Source organism: Bacillus cereus, assembly GCF_007678085.1.
Taxonomy (GTDB): domain Bacteria; phylum Bacillota; class Bacilli; order Bacillales; family Bacillaceae_G; genus Bacillus_A; species Bacillus_A cereus_BE.
This window is the reverse complement of the sequence record NZ_VEDW01000004.1, coordinates 324,551-339,431: the sequence shown is the minus strand read 5'-3', so window position 1 is coordinate 339,431 and position 14,881 is coordinate 324,551. Positions and strand designations below refer to the sequence as shown.

The window sequence follows — 14,881 nt, the reverse complement described above, 5'->3', positions numbered from 1 at the left end:
GTACTTCTAGAGGTGAGAACATGAATACGAATCATGTAAAAAAAGAACAAAAAACATCAATCATAAAAATATTCATAATCAGTTTTATAAGTATAGTAATGATTTCAGTAAGTTTGTATTTCTATGCGACAGAAATTGAACGAAAACTAGTAACAGTTACGTGGAATGAAATAGAAGCATCTACAATTCCTAAAGAGTTTAATAATAAAAAGATATTACAATTCTCAGATGTACATTTAGGGCCAGAATTTACACTGAAACAACTAGAAAATTTGGTGGAGAAGATGAATGCGTTGCATCCAGATATAGTAGTTTTTACAGGGGATTTGATAGATAAGTTTGGATCATATAAGGAAGAAAGAGAAGAAGCGAAAAGCATTTTACAGAAAATACATGCGCCATTAGGGAAATATGCAGTGTTTGGGAATCATGATAGGGGCGGGGGAGGTAGTTTATTTTATAAAAAGTATATGGAGGAAGCTGGTTTCTCTGTGTTAGTAAATGAAGTGCAGAAAATTAAGGTGGACAACGGCAATTATATTACAATATCAGGTTTGGATGATTTTTTATTGGGGAAGCCACAAATAGACGCGACTTTAAAACAAGTAAGGCAACAAGATTTCAATATGCTCTTAGTACATGAGCCGGATGTTGTAGACAAAGTAGCTCGTTACCCAGTTGATTTTCAAATGTCAGGTCATAGTCACGGAGGACAAGTTCAAATTCCTTTTATAGGTCCATTAATTACTACAAAATTAGCTGAGAGCTATGTGGAAGGTATGTATGAATTAGAAGGGGAGAATAAGCCGTTACATTTATACGTAAATCGTGGTATTGGGACAACACGAATGCCTGTTAGATTTTGGAGTGTACCTGAACTTTCAGTATTTGTGTTAAAGCAAAATAGTAACTAGACTATTCTAGAGTAGTAGGACTTTCAGAGAAAGTTCTCTTTTTTTATTGATTGAAAACAGAATATTGTGTAAATTTTATTTGAAGTGTTAAAAAAGAAAGGGGAATTTTTATGATAGAAACATGGCATAAAGACTTGGAAAGTTTATATAATGAAATGGTTTCGTGGCGAAGAGATTTTCATCAATATCCAGAGCTATCGTTTCAAGAAATAGAAACACCGAAAAAAATAGCCGAAATCTTAAAAAGTTTTCATATTGATGTGACAACTGGTGTTGGGGGAAGAGGAGTAATCGGCGTAATTGAAGGTGGAAAACCTGGGAAGACGATAGCGCTACGTGCTGATTTTGATGCACTACCTATTCAAGATGAAAAGCAAGTTGCATATAAATCAAAGGTCCCCGGCGTAATGCACGCTTGTGGCCATGATGGACATACAGCAATACTTTTAGGCGTTGCCAAAATATTAAGTGACCATAGAGAACAGCTTTCTGGCAAAATAGTTCTTATACATCAACATGCAGAAGAGAAAGAGCCTGGCGGAGCAATTGCTATGATTGAGGATGGTTGTTTAGAAGGAGTAGATCTTGTTTTTGGAACACATATATCTTCTCAAATGCCTTTAGGAATAGTTGGGGCGAAAGCTGGAGCAATGATGGCGGCAGCTGATACTTTTGAAGTAAAGATTCAAGGGCGAGGCGGTCACGGTGGTATGCCGCATCATACTGTTGATGCTATTATCGTTGCAACACAAGTAATTAATCAGTTACAACTTTTAGTGAGTCGAAAAATAGATCCACTTCAATCTGCGGTATTAACAGTTGGTACATTCCATGCTGGTCAAGCGGATAATATTATTACGGATACTGCTACGTTTACAGGGACCATTCGAACGTTAGATCCTGAAGTGAGAGAATATATGGAGAAGGAATTTAGACGAGTTGTTGAGGGGATTTGTCAGTCTCTTCATGCTAAAGTTACTATTCAATATAAACGAGGTTATCCAATATTAATAAATCATGTAGAAGAAACGCGTCATTTTATGACGGTTGCGGAACACGATCTTGGCAAAGAAAGGGTGATGGAGGTACCTCCTATTATGGGTGGAGAAGATTTTGCATACTACCTAGAACATGTTCCAGGAGCATTTTTCTTCACAGGTGCGGGTAATAAAGAAATAGGAGCAACATATCCACATCATCATCCTCAATTTGATTTTGATGAACGAGCGATGTTAATTGGTGGTAAATTACTTTTAAGTATTGTAAATAGTTATGTAAGAGATGGAAAAGAGTCTTTTCATCATGTAGAAGTGAAAAAGTAATTTACATAAATAAAAAACCAACAATAGGTTATATGACCTATTGTTGGTTTTTATTATTTTTGCAAGGGGATAGCATCAAAATATGTTCTGTAGTTATTAGAAAATTCAAAGTTGTTTTTTGCATCCCAATTAATAGACCAAGACATTAGGCCGCGGAATGTAGGATAGCCACTCTGATTTGAAAGCTTATATTTTCCTCCGAAAGGAATTCCTTTAATGATATAATCTAAAGCTTTTTTCATTTCAGTTGGAGAAATATATCCGCCACTTGGAGCGGCTGCTGGTGCTGCAGGAAGTCCAATCATGACTTGATCCGAACGAAGAGCTGGGAAAATATTATTTGCATTACCACCTACGGGAAAACCATGTAAGAGCATATCTGCCATAGCGACCTCGTAATCTGCTGTACCTTGATTGTAGTTATTACCGTCCATTCCAATCCCGCTACCAGCGTTGTAGTGTTGAACGTGAATGTATGTTAGTTTGTCTTTCACTCCGTAAATGATCGGTAAATATGCACCCCAGATGCTTCCATATGCGCTATAACCACCTTGAACATAAGCTGTTTCAGGGGCCATGCTTAATAGAAAACCTGGACCATAATGATCTGAGATTGTCCGAATAGCTGAAATAAGATTTACGATTTGAGGAGTCGTGGGGTTTTTGAAATTAGTGTCATTTCTGTTTAAGTAAATTCCTGATTCAAGATCAATATCTATTCCATCAAAACCGTATTTATCGATTAGAGATTGTATGGAATTAATAAAACGTAGCTTAGCGGCATTGTCAGGAAGTAAAACGACCCCATTTTGTCCACCTATTGAAAGAACTACTTTTTTTCCTTTGCTTTTTAAATAAGCAATATCTGATTTGAACTCTGCATCTGTACCATACACAGGAGAAAATTCAACAGTGGAACGATCACCACTAGTTTCACCAAAAGATACATTGATTACATCCCATTTTGATGAAACGTCTTTTAATTTAATAATGCCAGTACCGTTATCGAAGTTATGCCAGTATCCAACGAGTAGTTTTGATCCTAAATTGGTTGCTGCTTGTGCTTGAAAGGGGACTAGTGGTAGCAGTAAGAAAATTACTAAAGTACAACAAATGAATTTGAACTTGTTTAACATATCAACACTCCTATACAAAAAGTTGTCTAGATGTATAATCTTGTTTATTTAATAATATCTGAAAATTCATTCTTTTGTAAGGTGACTATAATTTTCTCAACAATTGTATATGGAAAAATATTAAACCTAATGTAATAATTTCATTAGAAGCTTACATTACGATTGTTAAATTCAGAATATTTTGATATATTTTAAAGTATAGGACAAGGTTTTTCGCATAATACTCTTACATAAATTTCAAAATTACGTTTGGAAGGGGATGTACAAGAGTTGGATAAAAATCTTAAGAAAGACCTCAAAATACGCCATATTACAATGATCTCAATTGGCGGGGTAATAGGAGCTGGTTTGTTTGTTGGAAGTGGTGCGGTTGTGCATTCAGCAGGACCAGGTTCTATCGTTTCATATGCATTAGCAGGACTTCTAGTTATTTTCGTTATGAGAATGCTAGGAGAAATGGCAGCTATTAATCCGACAAGTGGTTCATTTGCAACATATGCAAGAGAAGCAATTGGTCCATGGGCGGGGTATACAATTGGGTGGCTATATTGGTTTTTCTGGGTAATTGTTATTGCAATAGAAGCTACAGCAGGTGCTGGTATTATTCAATACTGGATTCCAGAAATCCCACTCTGGTTATTAAGCTTAATATTAACGATTTTATTAACGTTGACGAATGTTTTCTCGGTGAAATCATTTGGAGAATTTGAATATTGGTTTTCATTTATTAAAGTAATAAGTATTGTTTTGTTCCTTTGTCTTGGACTAGCTGTTATTTTAGGATTTGTACCAGGAACGGAAGCACCTGGCACTTCGAATTTAGTAGGGCAAGGAGGATTTATGCCAAACGGTATAAGTTCGGTGCTACTTGGAATTACCGTCGTTATATTTTCATTTATGGGATCAGAGATTGTTGCAGTAGCTGCTGGTGAATCTGCCGAACCTGTAAAAGCAGTCAAAACAGCAACAAATAGTGTAATTTGGCGTATTCTCGTATTTTTCATTGGATCGATTGCTATAGTTGTTACACTTCTTCCATGGAATTCAGCGAACATACTAAAAAGTCCGTTTGTAGCGGTACTGGAACATATAGGGATACCAGCGGCAGCACAAATTATGAATTTTATCGTTTTAACAGCCGTACTTTCATGTTTAAATTCGGGTTTATATACGAACTCAAGAATGCTTTTTTCGATGGCAGAAAGAGGAGATGCTCCAAAGGCATTTTTGAAATTGAACAGTAGTGGTGTTCCAGTTCGGGCAGTTTTATTTGGAACGTTCTTTGCTTATATTGGAGTTGTTTTTAGTTACATATCTCCAGATAAAGTCTTTTTATTTTTAGTGAATGCATCTGGCGGGATTGCGTTACTCGTTTATCTCGTTATAGCGGTTTCACATTTAAAGATGCGTAAAAAAATGGGGAAAGTAGAACAACAAAATTTGAAAGTGAAAATGTGGTTTTTCCCGTATGTAACGTATGTTACAATTGCCGCTATTATAGCAGTTTTAGTTGCCATGCTTGCAATCGAATCTTTACGTTCGCAGGCGCTTTTAACGATGCTTGTTACTGTTCTTATAATCATTTCTTATTTTATTTTTAATAGAAAGAAAAATAGTACAGTGTTGAATACTACAAGTAAGAATGAGGAATCTGTTCGATTCTAAATTACTTGTTTTAGAAAAGAGTTACACCCAATCATTGCTATAAAAGAATCATATATAATCATAGAAACAAGTAATTACTATTGTCATAGTGAATATAAACTTTTTTCTTGACTTTTTATACGAAGGCGAGCAAAATGGTAAAAAAGGAAGGGGGGATGACGATGGAAGAGTACGTATTAGAGCTGTATAACCTGTTATATACGACAGAATGGCAAGATATTGTTTCGTTTCTAGGAATAATGTTTTGTATGAAAATTATAATTGTATATATGGAAGAGCAAGGTATGTTCTATTCCTTCTCATCCTCGTTCGATGTGCAGCGCGAGCCGTTGCTAAACTATGCCAATGTGAATTACGAACATTTTCCTTTTGTTATATTCTTTATGATTCGATTTATAACTGCAATTGTAAAGAAAAAGGAAAGTGATGATGAAGAGTGCCACTCAACTTGTAATATAGCGAACGTTTTTTAAGCTAAATACAAGGAGGAGATTTATATGTGGTTTCGATTTCTTATGATTGGTTTCTTTTCATTAACAGCAATTTCATTAATGGGATATCAAGTGTCTGAAATTTTTCAAGCATATAGCAATACGTTTTTCAACAAAAACTAATTACATTGCTATTTAAATAATAAAGCGATAAAATCCTTCTTAAGAAGTTTTATTAAGAAGGATTTTTTTCTTTGCTCTGTCTTACTGTGTCAAACTATTGTCACATTTACACTGTGAATAGTATGTTAAAATAGTGAGGTTACGTATACATATTTGAAGGAAGAGGGAGTGACCATTTTGGTGGATCAATCAACTAATCAGAAAAGCTATGCTCCTATTGTGATAACGCTTTCTGTAATTGTAAATGCGATTATTTTATTTTTGTTCTTTGGACCTGTTGGCTATGAAGGAGAAGTACATTTTGATGTAACAATTTTACCAATGTTAAATGCAATTTTTAATAGCTTTACGTTCGTATTCTTATTAGCAGCTTTATACTCTATTATTAAGAAGAATGTGAAAATGCACCGTGGTTTCATCCTGGCAGCATTTACAACAACGTTGCTATTTTGTGTTTCTTATTTATCGTATCATTACTTGGCGCCGGCAACACATTTTGGCGGAGAAGGATTCATTAAATATGTGTATTTCATCATTTTAATTACACATATTATCCTGGCAGCAATTATTGTACCGCTTGCATTGTTTGCACTTGTATTTGGTTTTACAAATCAATTGACACGTCATCGTAAAATTGTACGTTGGACAATGCCGATTTGGTTATATGTAAGTTTGTCTGGTGTTATTGTTTACTTAATGATCTCACCTTATTATCAATAAAAAAATCTCAGCCTGTAGGCTGGGATTTTTTTGTTAGGCAAATATTTTTGTGAAATGAAAAAAATATGTTATACAAAAGTATAGTTGCTTTTCATATAGAAGGGATGGTAAAGGGATATGCAAAATTTTGTATTTCGTAATCCAACGAAACTTATTTTCGGTAAAGGTCAATTAGAACAGTTAAAAGCTGAAATTCCACAGTTCGGTAAAAAAGTTCTTCTCGTATATGGGGGAGGCAGCATTAAAAGAAATGGTATTTATGATAAGGTACTTTCTATTTTAAAAGATATAAATGCAGAAGTATTTGAATTGACAGGTGTTGAACCGAATCCACGTGTATTAACTGTAAAGAAAGGAATTCAAATTTGTAAAGAGAATGGTGTTGAATTTATTTTAGCAGTTGGTGGAGGAAGTGTAATCGACTGTACGAAGGCAATTGCTGCTGGTAGTAAGTACGATGGAGATGTATGGGATATTGTAACGAAAAAAACATTTGCTAGTGAGGCATTACCGTTTGGTACGGTGCTTACGCTTGCGGCAACAGGATCTGAAATGAATGCTGGTTCTGTTATTACAAACTGGGAAACGAATGAAAAATATGGCTGGGGTAGTCCAGTTACTTTCCCGCAGTTTTCAATTTTAGATCCCGTTCATACTGCGTCTGTGCCGAGGGATCAAACAATTTACGGTATGGTAGATATTATGTCGCACGTATTAGAGCAATATTTCCATCATGGAACAAATACAGAATTACAAGATCGTTATTGTGAGTCTGTTTTAAAAACAGTAATTGAAACCGCTCCTAAGCTTTTAAGTGATTTAGAAAGTTATGAGCATAGAGAAACTATTTTATATTGCGGTACTATGGCGCTAAACGGCATTTTAGCAATGGGAGTAAAAGGAGACTGGGCAACTCACAATATTGAGCACGCAGTTTCTGCGGTTCATGATATACCACATGGAGGCGGTTTAGCAATTCTATTCCCGAACTGGATGAAGCATGTTGTAGATGAAAATGTAAGTCGTTTTAAACAGTTTGCTATTCGTGTATTCGATGTAGAAACAGATGGGAAGACTGATCGAGAAATTGCGTTAGAAGGAATTGAGGCGTTACGTCAATTTTGGACTTCAATTGAGGCGCCGGTAACATTAGCTGATTATGCTATTGGAGAAAATGAAATTGATGTAATGGCGGATAAAGCGATGGCTTATGGTGAATTTGGTAACTTTAAAAAATTAAATAAAGACGATGTTTTAAGTATATATAAAGCTTCTTTATAAGTGAATCGAGCAAAGAAACCCATTTGATTGTTATATCAAATGGGTTTCTTTTTTGCTGTTTATAACTGTTTGTGATTGGTTTTGGTTATTTATGAATGTTTATGGTTGATTTTTGTGATCGTTTTCATTATAATGTAATCAAAGAAGAGGTGAATGAAATGTTAACTCCTGAACGTCATCAAATGATATTGCAACTTGTAAAAGAGCAGAAGGTTGTTAAATTACAACAATTAGTGGAAAGCACAGAAAGCTCTGAATCAACAATTCGTCGTGATTTAGCGCAATTGGAAAAACAAAGATTACTAAAAAGAGTTCACGGTGGTGCGGCTGTTTTAACGGGAAAAGGGCAGGAGCCGACGATGGTTGAAAAATCATCCAAAAACATTCAAATAAAACAACAAATTGCGAAGTATGCCGCTAGCATTGTTGAACAAGGTGATTGTATTTATTTAGATGCGGGAAGTACGACATTTGAAATGATTCCATTTTTAATAAATAAAGATGTTACTGTCGTTACTAATGGACTTATGCATATTGAAGCTTTAGTTGAAAATAATATTCGTGCATATTTACTAGGTGGAATGATGAAAAGTAGGACGAAAGCTTTAATCGGTGCTATGGCACAGGAAAGTATGCAAAAGTATCGTTTTGATAAATGTTTTTTAGGCGCGAATGGTGTCCATGAACAACTTGGTTTTACAACACCGGATCCAGAAGAGGCACTTTTAAAACAAATGGCACTAACATTAGCGAACGAAGGATATTTCTTAATTGATGAAAGTAAGTTTTCGGAAGTTGCATTTGCGAAAATTGCCAATGTTGAAGAGGCAAATATTATTACAAACCATTTAGAAATTGATTTAGAAAAATATAAAAGACAAACCAATGTAATTGAGGCTGATAAACAATGATCTATACAGTTACTTTAAATCCATCTATTGATTATGTAGTACAAGTGAATTCCTTTGATTTAGGCGCAGTAAATCGAGCAGAGAAAGATATGAAATTTCCTGGTGGAAAAGGGATTAATGTTTCTCGCGTTCTCCATCGTTTAGGTGTTGAAAATATAGCGCTTGGATTTATTGGTGGATTTACTGGTCAATTTATTAAAGATGTATTACAGGCGGAAGGTGTAACAACAAATTTCGTCCAAGTAGATGAAGATTCTCGAATCAATGTGAAAATAAAAGGGCAAGAAGAAACAGAATTAAATGGGCAAGGACCTAGTGTGACAAATGATCAATTTGAACAATTAATGAAACAAATCGAAAGTATGAAGCAGGGAGATTGTGTTGTACTAGCTGGAAGTGTACCTGCATCTATCCCAACTACCTTTTATGAATCAATCGCAGCGTTTGGAGCTGAAAAAGGTATTCGCATAGTAGTCGATGCGAGCGGAAGTGCACTGCAACACGTAATTAAAAATAAGCCATTCTTAATAAAGCCTAATCATCATGAACTTGGTGAGTTATTCGGAGTGGAGATTTCGACAGTAGAAGATGTTGTACCATATGGAAGAAAATTAATCGAACAAGGTGTAGAACACGTTATCGTATCGATGGCAGGAGATGGAGCTTTATTATTTACGGCAGAAGGTATATATGAAGCAACTGTTCCAAAAGGTGTTGTAATTAATTCGGTTGGGGCTGGAGATTCTCTCGTTGCAGGATTTGTAGGTAAATATGAACAGACAAAAGATATTGAAAAAGCATTTCAATATGGCGTTGCAACAGGGAGTGCAACAGCATTTTCAGCTGATTTATGTGAAAAGGAAAACGTAGAAGAATTGTTGTCGCAAGTAATTGTAGCTAAGCGATAGGGGGAAGCAACATATGAAAATTACAGAACTATTAAAAAGGGATACAGTTATTATGAATTTGACAGCTTCAAATAAAGAAGCTGTCATAGATGAATTAGTTGAGAAATTAGCCAGCGCAAACCGTTTAAATTGTAAAGCGGAATTTAAAGAAGCGATTTTAAAGCGGGAGTTACAAAGTACAACTGGAATAGGGGAAGGGATTGCAATACCTCATGCGAAAACAAAAGCTGTTAAGCAACCAGCGATTTGTTTTGGTAGAAGTGTAAGCGGTATCAACTATGAATCGCTTGACGGACAGCCAGCACATTTATTCTTTATGATTGCTGCAAGTGAAGGGGCGAATAATACTCATTTAGAAACGTTATCGCGCCTATCTACATTATTAATGGATGAAGCGTTTCGTAAGCAATTATTAGAAGCAAAGGATGAGGAGGAACTTCTTCGTTTATTTGATGAAAAAGAGAAGGATAAAGAGGAAGAGGTTGAAGTTGCAAAACCAGAAGGAAATGAACCGTACGTATTAGCTGTTACAGCTTGTCCAACTGGAATCGCTCACACGTATATGGCTGCGGATAGCTTGAAAGCAAAAGCAGCAGAGCTAGGAATAGCGATTAAAGTTGAAACGAATGGATCAACAGGTATAAAAAACGGTTTAACGAAAGAAGACATTGAACGAGCAACAGCTATAATTGTTGCGGCAGATAAACAAGTAGAAATGAACCGTTTTGCTGGAAAACATGTTATTCAAGTTCCAGTCGCTGATGGAATTAGAAAAACGGAAACACTTCTTAATCGAGCTGTAAAACAAGATGCACCAATCTTTAAAGGTGTAAAAGAAGATGGGAAGACAGAAAGTACAGAGAAAGAAAAAGGATTAGGGATTTATAAGCATTTAATGAACGGCGTAAGTAATATGCTTCCATTCGTTGTTGGTGGCGGGATTTTAATAGCGTTAGCGTTTTGGCTTGGTGGTATTAAGGCAGAAGGACCTTTAGCTGAGTTGTTAATGTCTATTGGAGGAGGAAAAACAGGGGCATTTTTATTCCTCGTACCAATTTTAGCCGGATTTATTGCGAGTTCTATTGCTGATCGTCCAGGATTTATGCCTGGTGTTGTCGGTGGATTTTTAGCAGCGCATGCGAATGCCGGCTTTTTAGGTGGATTAATTGCTGGTTTCTTAGCTGGATATGTTGTTTTAGGATTAAAAAGATTATTTTCAGGATTACCGGTACAGTTAGAAGGAATTAAACCTGTTTTGTTATATCCAGTCTTTGGATTGTTAATTACAGGAGTTGTTATGCAAAAAGTAGTAATTCCGCCTGTAGTAGCATTGAATGAAATGTTAACAGGATGGTTAAATGGTTTGAACGGTACAAATGCTATATTATTAGGTCTTATTTTAGGTGGCATGATGGCAATTGATATGGGTGGTCCAATTAATAAAGCTGCATTTACATTTGGTATTGCTGCAATAGAAGCGCAGAACTTTGGGGTTCACTCAGCAGTTATGGCTGGTGGTATGGTACCGCCATTAGCGATTGCATTCGCAACTACTTTCTTTAAATCAAAATTTACTGAAGCAGAACGTAAATCTGGTTTAACAAATTATATTATGGGAGCATCGTTTATTACAGAAGGTGCGATTCCATTTGCAGCTGCAGATCCGATTCGAGTAATAGTAAGTTGTGTTGTTGGTTCAAGTATTGCGGGGGCATTATCTATGTTATTCCAAATTACATTACCAGCACCGCATGGTGGATTGTTTGTTATCGCATTAGTAAATAAACCCGTGCTATATATTTTCTCGATAATGATAGGGACAGTTGTTTCGGCTATAATGATGGGGATCTGGAAAAAGAAAGTTAAATAATGCATGTAAAGGGAGTAGCTTTTATTAGCTGCTCTTTTTTTATTACAAAAAAGGAGGTTAATAATTGGAAAATGATGATTTTTGGTAAAAGATGTAATGAAATGTGATTTTTTTGTAACAAAAAAGTAATACTGTAATTTTTTTTGGAAAAAATTCTGGTGCTTGTATATGGAAAATATATGAAAACTATTGAGGATTCTATTGGAAATGGAATTCATTGATATGGAAATTTATGTTACAACTCATTAATCGTGTATTACGAATGCTTTGTAATTGTGTGATTTCTAAAAATCCTAAAAATCTGTTGCTATAATGAAAATACGAAAACAAAGCAAATGGAGGCTATTCATGAAAAAATTATTAGGTATAGCAACAGCAGCAGTTTTTGGTCTTGGGATTTTTGCGGGTTCTGCGAAAGCAGAAACGATTGTAACAACAGACGTATTAAATGTTAGAGAAAACCCAACTGTAGAATCAAAGCTTGTAGGTAAAATGTTGAGTGGAAATACATTAGATGTTGTAAATACAGAAAATGGATGGACAAAAATTAAATTAAATGGTCAAGAAGCGTTTGTGAGTGCTCAGTTTACAAAAAGTACATATTATGTAACTGCGGGCGTGCTAAATGTTCGTGCTGGAGCGAATACGGACTCTGAAATTCTTGGTAAACTGAATAAAAATGATGTAATTGAGACGACAAATCAAGTTCAAAATGAATGGTTACAATTTGACTATAATGGAAAAACAGGATATGTTCACGTGCCATTTTTAACAGGGACGGCACCTGTGATTGAAAAGAAAGAAGTTGTAACGCAAGAAGAAGCACCGGTAAGAGTAAATACGCCGGTTAAAAATAATAAAGCAGTTAAGAGCAAAGAGTCTGTTAAGAATGTAGAATCAAGTAAACCTGTGGTAAAAGAGAAGCCAACTGCAAAACCAGTTGCGAAATCTACTCAAACAAGTGCACCTGCTGGTGGACGTGAAATAACAGTAGAAGCGACAGCGTATACAGCGCATCCAAGTGAGAATGGTACGTATGGTGGTCGTGTATTAACTGCGATGGGGCATGACTTAACAGCAAATCCGAATATGAAAGTAATTGCTGTTGATCCTAAAGTAATTCCGCTTGGCTCAAAAGTATGGGTAGAAGGATATGGAGAAGCAATTGCTGGAGATACTGGTGGTGCGATTAAAGGAAATCGTATTGATGTATTAGTCGGTTCAGATGGTAGTGCCAATAGCTGGGGGCGCAAATCTGTAAAAGTGAAAGTGATTAAATAGTTATATATGTATTAACATAAAAGGCGGTTGCTTGAAAGTATGTAAGCAACCGCCTTTTATGGGTTATTGAAAAGGATAAATCGTTTTACCTGTAATAATTTTATAGGCGCTGCAAAATTGATTTTGTATATACTCTGTATTTTTATTTTCTGGATGTAATGTTGTTTCTTGGAGAGTAGAATGAAAAGCACGTAGCAAACAATTTAAGGCGAAATATAATTCTTCTTGTGAGCAATTTTGTTCTTTTGTAGCAGTAGCTAAAATAAGGTCTTTTGTTAAAGATGAAAAATTAATGGTGGATTGTTTCATAGTTAACTCATCCTCTCGAAGGTATTTTTTAATCATGTATATGCGGAATTGGACAAACTATGTTCTTTTTTATTTGTAATTTCATGTACCGGAATGAAAGAACTTGCAATCATGCCGTTAAAATTGGTAAGATTGGATATAATCAATAGATGGAGTACATTACATAAAGAGAGTTGAATGATATGGGAGAAGTGCAACGTGAAAAAGTTGCTGTCATCATTGGACCAACTGCTGTTGGAAAGACGAAGTTAAGTATTGATCTTGCCAAAGCGTTGAATGGTGAAATTATAAGTGGAGATTCCATGCAGATTTATCGTACCATGGATATTGGAACTGCAAAGGTGACGAAAGAAGAGATGGACGGAATTCCACATTATATGATTGATATAAAAAATCCGGAAGATTCATTTTCTGTTGCCGAATTTCAAGAACGTGTTCGTAAGCATATTCGAGAGATTACAGAGCGTGGTAAATTGCCAATTATCGTTGGTGGAACTGGTCTGTATATACAATCTGTTTTATTTGATTATCAGTTTACGGATGATGCTGGTGATACTATATACCGAGAACAAATGGAAAAGTTAGCATTAGAACGTGGCGTGGGATATGTACATAAGAAATTACAGGAAGTAGATCCAGAAAGTGCTGAGCGTATTCATGCCAATAATGTACGTCGTGTCATTAGAGCGTTAGAAATTTTCCACACGACGGGTGAAAAAATGAGTGATCAACTTGAAAAACAAGAAAACGAGTTATTATATGATGTTTCCTTAATTGGCTTGACAATGGATCGAGAAATGCTATACGATCGCATTAACTTACGAGTTGATATAATGATGGACCAAGGTTTATTAGAAGAAGTAGAAGGATTGTATAATAGAGGGATACGAGATTGTCAATCTATTCAAGCGATTGGGTATAAAGAGATATATGATTATTTTGAGGATCGTGTCTCTTTAGAAGAAGCGGTATCACAATTAAAGACGAATTCACGTCGTTATGCAAAGCGTCAACTAACGTGGTTCCGTAATAAGATGGATGTTACGTGGTTTGATGTTACAGACGGTGAAAAAACGTCAGAAATTTTACGATACATAGAAGGAAAGTTACAACTAAAGTCGAATAATAGTAAGTAGAGAAAAAGAGGAGGATTCGACATGAAGCAATCAATCAATATTCAAGATCAGTTTTTAAATCAACTCCGTAAAGAAAATACGTTTGTTACGCTGTACTTATTAAATGGTTTCCAGCTTCGTGGATTAATTAAAGGATTTGATAATTTTACAGTCCTACTGGAAACAGAAGGTAAGCAACAGCTTATTTATAAACATGCAATTTCTACATTTGTACCACAAAAAAATGTTTCAATTGAATTAGAGTAGTAATGAATTATTGTACATAACAAAAAAAGAGCGAGTTTCTCGCTCTTTTTTTATTTGTCATAAACAATACATAGTGAAATTTAAGCAATTCTAAATACAGTAAGGCGAATGTTAGTGTTTCCTGTTGCAGGGATCGTAATCTCGTTAAGAGTAGATTGGACAGAAATGTTTGCGCCAGCTCTTAACGTTTCGACTGTAGTAAATGAAAGTGAGTCGCCTATTAAATTTGAAGAGAAGTTATCAGTTGCGACTGCTCCATTTATTGAAATTCCTACTCCGAGTGGAGCGCATCCTGGTGCAGTTGTAGAGATGGATACGCTAATTACATAAATACCACCGTTGATAACAGTGACTGTATCTGTGCCATTGAAGATAATGTTGTTTACGTTAATTGCAGTATTAAAAATGAAGTTGTTAAATTGAAGTACTGTTTGTTGAATGTTGTTTGTTACAACAATTGTTGCTACAGGGAAGCTAGGTCCAGTAGGCCCCGTAGGTCCAGTAACTCCTATACCAGTAGCGCCGGTAGCGCCTGTTGGTCCTTGAATACCTTGAACACCTTGAGGTC

General features: G+C 35.6%; 15 protein-coding genes. 12 read left to right on the top strand and 3 right to left on the bottom strand.

Features of this window, described 5'->3' with window-relative positions:
• Positions 1 to 20: 20 nt before the first annotated feature.
• Both FS742_RS18925 and FS742_RS18920 read left to right on the top strand, forming a co-directional pair.
• Positions 21 to 914, top strand: coding sequence for a metallophosphoesterase (locus FS742_RS18925; RefSeq protein ID WP_144614385.1), 894 nt, complete (start codon positions 21 to 23; stop codon positions 912 to 914).
• A 110-nt stretch (positions 915 to 1,024) separates the two neighbouring features.
• Positions 1,025 to 2,236 carry an amidohydrolase gene (locus FS742_RS18920; RefSeq protein WP_144614383.1) on the top strand — a complete coding sequence of 404 codons (1,212 nt, stop codon included), beginning with the start codon at positions 1,025 to 1,027 and terminating at the stop codon, positions 2,234 to 2,236.
• A gap of 53 nt (positions 2,237 to 2,289) precedes the next feature.
• Here the strand turns inward: FS742_RS18920 and FS742_RS18915 are convergent, their stop codons facing one another.
• Complete coding sequence (locus FS742_RS18915) at positions 2,290 to 3,372, bottom strand: chitinase (protein ID WP_144614381.1); 1,083 nt, start codon at positions 3,370 to 3,372, stop codon at positions 2,290 to 2,292.
• Between the two features lie 270 nt (positions 3,373 to 3,642).
• Between FS742_RS18915 and gabP the strand changes: the two genes are divergently transcribed.
• From gabP to entD, 8 genes are all read left to right on the top strand, one after another.
• Positions 3,643 to 5,037 carry a GABA permease gene (gene gabP / locus FS742_RS18905; RefSeq protein WP_144614379.1) on the top strand — a complete coding sequence of 465 codons (1,395 nt, stop codon included), beginning with the start codon at positions 3,643 to 3,645 and terminating at the stop codon, positions 5,035 to 5,037.
• Between the two features lie 134 nt (positions 5,038 to 5,171).
• The gene (locus tag FS742_RS18900) at positions 5,172 to 5,510 is read left to right on the top strand and encodes a hypothetical protein (protein WP_144614377.1); all 339 of its coding nucleotides are present in this window, start codon (positions 5,172 to 5,174) and stop codon (positions 5,508 to 5,510) included.
• Between the two features lie 318 nt (positions 5,511 to 5,828).
• Complete coding sequence (locus tag FS742_RS18895; protein WP_000228316.1) at positions 5,829 to 6,371, top strand: DUF420 domain-containing protein; 543 nt, start codon at positions 5,829 to 5,831, stop codon at positions 6,369 to 6,371.
• 117 nt (positions 6,372 to 6,488) lie between these two features.
• Positions 6,489 to 7,652, top strand: coding sequence for an iron-containing alcohol dehydrogenase (locus FS742_RS18890; RefSeq protein WP_144614375.1), 1,164 nt, complete (start codon positions 6,489 to 6,491; stop codon positions 7,650 to 7,652).
• A gap of 158 nt (positions 7,653 to 7,810) precedes the next feature.
• Positions 7,811 to 8,563 (top strand): DeoR/GlpR family DNA-binding transcription regulator, encoded by a 753-nt coding sequence (locus tag FS742_RS18885; protein ID WP_071757753.1) that lies wholly within the window; start codon positions 7,811 to 7,813, stop codon positions 8,561 to 8,563.
• A complete protein-coding gene (gene pfkB / locus FS742_RS18880; protein ID WP_144614373.1) occupies positions 8,560 to 9,471 on the top strand; it encodes a 1-phosphofructokinase in 912 nt (303 codons plus the stop codon). Before FS742_RS18885 ends, pfkB begins: the two co-directional genes overlap by 4 nt.
• A 13-nt stretch (positions 9,472 to 9,484) precedes the next feature.
• Complete coding sequence (locus tag FS742_RS18875; protein WP_144614371.1) at positions 9,485 to 11,341, top strand: PTS fructose transporter subunit IIABC; 1,857 nt, start codon at positions 9,485 to 9,487, stop codon at positions 11,339 to 11,341.
• Between the two features lie 348 nt (positions 11,342 to 11,689).
• The gene (gene entD / locus FS742_RS18870) at positions 11,690 to 12,622 is read left to right on the top strand and encodes a cell wall-binding protein EntD (RefSeq protein WP_144614369.1); all 933 of its coding nucleotides are present in this window, start codon (positions 11,690 to 11,692) and stop codon (positions 12,620 to 12,622) included.
• 63 nt (positions 12,623 to 12,685) lie between these two features.
• Here entD and FS742_RS18865 read toward each other — a convergent pair whose 3' ends face one another.
• Entirely contained in the window at positions 12,686 to 12,931 is a 246-nt protein-coding gene (locus tag FS742_RS18865; RefSeq protein WP_144614367.1) for a hypothetical protein, read from the bottom strand.
• Between the two features lie 182 nt (positions 12,932 to 13,113).
• On the opposite strand from FS742_RS18865, the gene miaA reads away from it, so the two are divergent.
• Positions 13,114 to 14,067, top strand: coding sequence for a tRNA (adenosine(37)-N6)-dimethylallyltransferase MiaA (gene miaA, locus FS742_RS18860; RefSeq protein WP_144614365.1), 954 nt, complete (start codon positions 13,114 to 13,116; stop codon positions 14,065 to 14,067).
• Between the two features lie 21 nt (positions 14,068 to 14,088).
• A complete protein-coding gene (gene hfq, locus FS742_RS18855) occupies positions 14,089 to 14,313 on the top strand; it encodes an RNA chaperone Hfq (protein ID WP_000813896.1) in 225 nt (74 codons plus the stop codon).
• 80 nt (positions 14,314 to 14,393) lie between these two features.
• Here the strand turns inward: hfq and FS742_RS18850 are convergent.
• A partial coding sequence (locus tag FS742_RS18850; protein WP_144614706.1) for a collagen-like protein occupies positions 14,394 to 14,881 on the bottom strand: 488 nt, incomplete at its 5' end.

Excerpts from the sequence above, each read along its gene's own strand:
- FS742_RS18925 (WP_144614385.1), top strand. The coding sequence starts at position 21 with ATGAATACGAATCATGTAAAAAAAGAACAAAAAACATCAATCATAAAA.
- FS742_RS18920 (WP_144614383.1), top strand. The coding sequence starts at position 1,025 with ATGATAGAAACATGGCATAAAGACTTGGAAAGTTTATATAATGAAATG.
- FS742_RS18915 (WP_144614381.1), bottom strand. The coding sequence starts at position 3,372 with ATGTTAAACAAGTTCAAATTCATTTGTTGTACTTTAGTAATTTTCTTA.
- FS742_RS18900 (WP_144614377.1), top strand. The coding sequence starts at position 5,172 with ATGGTAAAAAAGGAAGGGGGGATGACGATGGAAGAGTACGTATTAGAG.
- FS742_RS18890 (WP_144614375.1), top strand. The coding sequence starts at position 6,489 with ATGCAAAATTTTGTATTTCGTAATCCAACGAAACTTATTTTCGGTAAA.
- FS742_RS18885 (WP_071757753.1), top strand. The coding sequence starts at position 7,811 with ATGTTAACTCCTGAACGTCATCAAATGATATTGCAACTTGTAAAAGAG.
- pfkB (WP_144614373.1), top strand. The coding sequence starts at position 8,560 with ATGATCTATACAGTTACTTTAAATCCATCTATTGATTATGTAGTACAA.
- FS742_RS18875 (WP_144614371.1), top strand. The coding sequence starts at position 9,485 with ATGAAAATTACAGAACTATTAAAAAGGGATACAGTTATTATGAATTTG.
- entD (WP_144614369.1), top strand. The coding sequence starts at position 11,690 with ATGAAAAAATTATTAGGTATAGCAACAGCAGCAGTTTTTGGTCTTGGG.
- FS742_RS18865 (WP_144614367.1), bottom strand. The coding sequence starts at position 12,931 with ATGAAACAATCCACCATTAATTTTTCATCTTTAACAAAAGACCTTATT.
- miaA (WP_144614365.1), top strand. The coding sequence starts at position 13,114 with ATGGGAGAAGTGCAACGTGAAAAAGTTGCTGTCATCATTGGACCAACT.
- hfq (WP_000813896.1), top strand. The coding sequence starts at position 14,089 with ATGAAGCAATCAATCAATATTCAAGATCAGTTTTTAAATCAACTCCGT.